Raw genomic sequence first — 3904 nt, 5'->3', positions numbered from 1 at the left:
TGGCTGGCCGTGGCCCTCCCCGCCGCCGTGCTCGCCGCCGTGCTGGCGGGGAGCTTCTCGCCGCTGGCCCCGGTGGTCGAGGGCTCGGCCTACCGGCAGCAGTTCGGCCTCGAGACCTGGCGGCACCTGGCGATGGCCGCGAGCGCGGTGGGGCAGGCTCTGCTGGTGGGCATCCCCCTGGGGGCCCTGGCCGCCCGCGACGCCCGCTTCGGCTGGGTGCTGAGCCTGACCGGCTTCCTGCAGACCATCCCCTCGCTGGCCTTCTTCGGGCTGCTGCTGCCCGTCCTGGCTTGGGTGGGGCGGGGGGTGAGCCTCGAGGCCGCCCTGGCGGTGGTCGCGGTGGGGCTGCTGCTCACCCGGCTGTTCTGGGCGGCCAACCCCTCGCTGGGCCTGCTGGCGGCCTTCCCGGTGGGCCTGCTGGCGCTGGTGCTGGGCGGTACGCTCTTGTTCAACCTGCTGGGGCCCGAGCCGCTGCGGCTCGAGCTCTCCGAGCCCCTCGCCGCCGCCGGGGTGCGGGGGATCGGGGCGGCCCCGGCGGTGCTGGCCCTCACCCTCTACGCCCTGCTGCCGGTGGTGCTCAGCACCTACACCGGCCTGCGCGCGGTCCCGGAGGCCGCCCGCGACGCAGGGAGAGGCATGGGCATGAGCGGCCGCCAGCTCTTCTGGCGGGTGGAGATGCCCCTGGCGACCCCGCTGATCCTCGAGGGCGTCCGGGGCGGGCTGGTGCTCACCATCGGCATCACCACCGTCGCCGCGCTCATCGGGGCCGGGGGGCTGGGCTACTTCATCCTGCAAGGGGTGCAGAGCGGGGCAGGGGACATGGTGTTGGTGGGCGCGCTGCCGGTGATCGCCCTGGCCCTGCTCGCCGACGGGGCGCTGCGCGGCGTCGGTTGGGTCGTGCGCCGCCGGCTGGGCCTGGAGGGGGGCCGATGATCCGCTTCGAGAACGTCGTCAAGCGCTACGGGGGCTTCGAGGCGCTGCGGGGGGTGAGCCTCGAGGTCGCCGCCGGGCAGGTGGTGGTGCTGCTGGGGCCCTCGGGCTGCGGCAAGACCACGCTGCTGCGCACCGTCAACCGCCTGATCGAGCCCACCGAGGGCACCGTCTACCTGGGCGGGCAGGACGTGCGCCTCCTCAACCCCGAGGAACTGCGCCGGGGCATCGGCTACGTGATCCAGAGCATCGGGCTCTTCCCCCACATGAGCGTGCTCGAGAACGTGATGGTGGTGCCGCGCCTGCTGGGCTGGGAGCGCTCGAGGCGCGAGGCGCGGGCGCGGGAGATGCTCACGCGGGTGGGCCTCGAGCCCGCCACCTTCGCCGCCCGCTACCCCCGCGAGCTCTCCGGCGGCCAGGCCCAGCGGGTGGGGCTGGCCCGGGCGCTCGCCGCCGACCCCGCGGTGCTCTTGATGGACGAGCCCTTTGGCGCGGTGGACCCCCCCACCCGTGAGCGCCTGCAGGACGAGTTCCTGAAGCTGCAGGCCGGGCTCAGGAAGACCGTGCTCTTCGTGACGCACGACCTCGAGGAGGCCGTCAAGCTCGCCGACCGTATCTGCCTGATGAACCACGGGCAGGTCGAGCAGTACGACCCCCCGGAGGCCCTGCTGCGCGATCCCAAGACCCCCTTCGTGCGCGACTTCATCGGCCCCTCGCGCACCCTGCTGCGCCTGTCGCGCATCCCGCTCGAGGGCCTCGTCGAGCCCTTCAACGGCAAGCTCCCCGCCGCCTCGGTGCCCCTGAGCGCCATGGCCCGCGAGGCCTTCTCCGCCCTGCTGGCCCAGGGGACCCGCAGCGTGGCCGTGACCGACGCACAGGGCCGGCCGGTGGGCCAGGTGCGGCTGGAGACGCTGCTGCGGGTGGCCTCGGAGGAGTGAGCGTGCCCCGAGCCCGCCCCCTCGAGCAAAGCGCCCCGCTGAACCGGCTGATCGCCCCGGCGCTGGCCTGGGCCTTGCTGCTGGGCCTGTTCGCCTACGACGACCTCTGGAGGCGGGCCCTCTCGGCGCTCTTCCCCGACCAGACCCCGCTGTTCGAGCGCCAGACCCTGCTCAACCTGGCCCTCGAGCACCTCGCCATCACCGGGACCGCGCTCCTCGCCGTGCTGCTGGTGGGGCTGCCGCTGGCGGTCTGGGCGGCCCGGCCCTCGGGGGCGGCGTTCCGGCCCCTGGTCGAGAACCTGGTCGCCGTCGGCCAGACCTTCCCCCCGGTGGCGGTGCTGGCCCTGGCCCTGCCCTTCGTGGGCTTCGGCTCGGGCGGCGCGGTTCTGGCGCTGTTCCTCTACGGCCTCCTGCCCGTGGTGCGGAACACGCTCGAGGGCTTGGCGGCCGTGCCGCAGGACGTGCTCGAGGCCGCCAGCGGCATGGGCTATTCCCCCCTGCAGCGCCTGTGGCGGGTCGAGATCCCCCTGGCCTTCCCGGTCGTCCTCTCCGGCGTCCGCGCCAGCGCCGTGCTCATCCTGGCGACGGCCACGGTCGCCCCCCTGATCGGCGGCGGCGGCCTGGGCGTCCCCATCGTGGCCGGCCTGGCCGTGAGCAACCTGGCCTTCGTTACCGAGGGTGCCATCGCGGTGGCGTTACTCGCGGTGCTGCTGGACTGGACTTTTGCCCGCCTCGAGGCGGCGCTGACTCCTTGGCGGGTTTAGAGGTCGTACGTCGTACGCAAGACGCCAAACGCCAGACGCCAGACGCAAGACGCAAAACGCAAAACGCAAAACGCGAGACGCGAGACGCGAGACGCGAGACGCGAGACGCCTTGTTCCCCCCTTAGCAAGGGGGGCTGGGGGGGATAAACCCTCCCCGCCGGCGTCGAGGGCCGGGGAAGGGGCAACCACGAGCCACGAGCTGGCGGCTGAAAGCTGACCACTTACGACTGACGGCTAACCGCTGCCCCTTTACCCCCCGGTGCCTGCCGGAAGCTGCCCAGCACGATGAGGCTCAGGGCGAGCAGGAAGAAGAAGTCGGTCACGCGGTAGCTCAGGCTGCCGGGGATTAAGACGAAGGCCACGCGGGAGAGCCCGATGGAGACCAGGCTGTAGTTGAGGATCTGCAGGCTGCGGCCGATGCGGCCCCCGGCCAGGATCAGCGCGTTCCAGATGAACAGCGTCGCCAGGAACAGGCTGACGAACAGGAACAGGACCTGCAGGGGTTCGCTGGGCCGCACGAGCACAACCCCCAGGGTGAGCAGGATGCCGACGACGGCCGAGCCGATGAGGATTTGGGAGCCGTGGCCTTCGGGGGCGAGGTTGCTGCGCTCCATGGCCCAGGGGATGAAGGCGGCGGAGATCATGCCGATGAGCGCCCCTGCGAGGTTGATCAGTTCGGCGGCGGAGCCGAAAGCGCTCATGCCCATGGTGCCCAGCAGTAGCAGCACGTAGCCGATGCCGATGATCAGGAAGCCCAGGCCCAGGCCCAGCAAGGGGCCGCGCAGGAAGGCGGGGAGGTGGCGGGTCCAGCGGCTGATGGCCCAGAAGCCCAGGAGGTTGAAGGCGACGAGGGCAGCCTCGGTGATGACGTCGTTGTTCTGGCCTACACCGATGAACCAAATCACCCACAGGCCGGCTACGAGCGCCAGCAGTAAGGGGGGTAAGTGGGATCCACCCATAGCCCTTTTATACGCCTTGGAACAGCCCGAGGCCGCCGAATTTGCACGTTTTCCATTGGTGGGTCAGGGGTTGGTTTGCGGTGGGGTGGTTTGGCGGTGTCGGTTCCGCCGTCAGGGGCCGGAGGGGGAGGCCATTCCACGTGGCGAGGGCATCGCGGTACGCGATCCGGCATACGCCGGAAACCTGCTCCCCCTGGGCTCCCCCGAGGGACTCCAGGTTACCGGCAGAGCCGGTATGGCCTACGGCCACCCCCTCGCGGACGTGCCGCCGGGCCTCAGTGCCCGCGTGTGCGGGGGTGCGGGCCGCACCTTG

The 3904-nt window shown here is 71.7% G+C and carries 4 protein-coding genes; 3 read left to right on the top strand and 1 reads right to left on the bottom strand.

The window, feature by feature from the left end:
• From MEICH_RS25715 to MEICH_RS25710, 3 genes are all read left to right on the top strand, one after another.
• A partial coding sequence (locus MEICH_RS25715; protein ID WP_036219611.1) for an ABC transporter permease occupies nt 1-933 on the top strand: 933 nt, incomplete at its 5' end.
• Nucleotides 930-1868, top strand: a complete 939-nt coding sequence (locus tag MEICH_RS0116970) for an ABC transporter ATP-binding protein (RefSeq protein WP_027893585.1) — start codon at nt 930-932, stop codon at nt 1866-1868. The genes MEICH_RS25715 and MEICH_RS0116970, both read left to right, overlap by 4 nt.
• The gene (locus MEICH_RS25710) at nt 1865-2632 is read left to right on the top strand and encodes an ABC transporter permease (protein ID WP_245587703.1); all 768 of its coding nucleotides are present in this window, start codon (nt 1865-1867) and stop codon (nt 2630-2632) included. Before MEICH_RS0116970 ends, MEICH_RS25710 begins: the two co-directional genes overlap by 4 nt.
• A 221-nt stretch (nt 2633-2853) precedes the next feature.
• Here MEICH_RS25710 and MEICH_RS0116960 read toward each other — a convergent pair whose 3' ends face one another.
• On the bottom strand, nt 2854-3591 hold the full coding sequence (locus tag MEICH_RS0116960; protein WP_027893584.1) for a hypothetical protein: 738 nt from the start codon (nt 3589-3591) through the stop codon (nt 2854-2856).
• Nucleotides 3592-3904: the final 313 nt, after the last annotated feature.

Origin of the sequence: Calidithermus chliarophilus DSM 9957 (assembly GCF_000430045.1) — a bacterium.
GTDB classification, from domain to species: domain Bacteria; phylum Deinococcota; class Deinococci; order Deinococcales; family Thermaceae; genus Calidithermus; species Calidithermus chliarophilus.
This window is presented reverse-complemented; position numbering and strand designations above follow the sequence as displayed.

Coding starts and splice junctions, on each gene's coding strand:
- MEICH_RS0116960 (WP_027893584.1), bottom strand. CDS start 3,591: ATGGGTGGATCCCACTTACCCCCCTTACTGCTGGCGCTCGTAGCCGGC.
- MEICH_RS0116970 (WP_027893585.1), top strand. CDS start 930: ATGATCCGCTTCGAGAACGTCGTCAAGCGCTACGGGGGCTTCGAGGCG.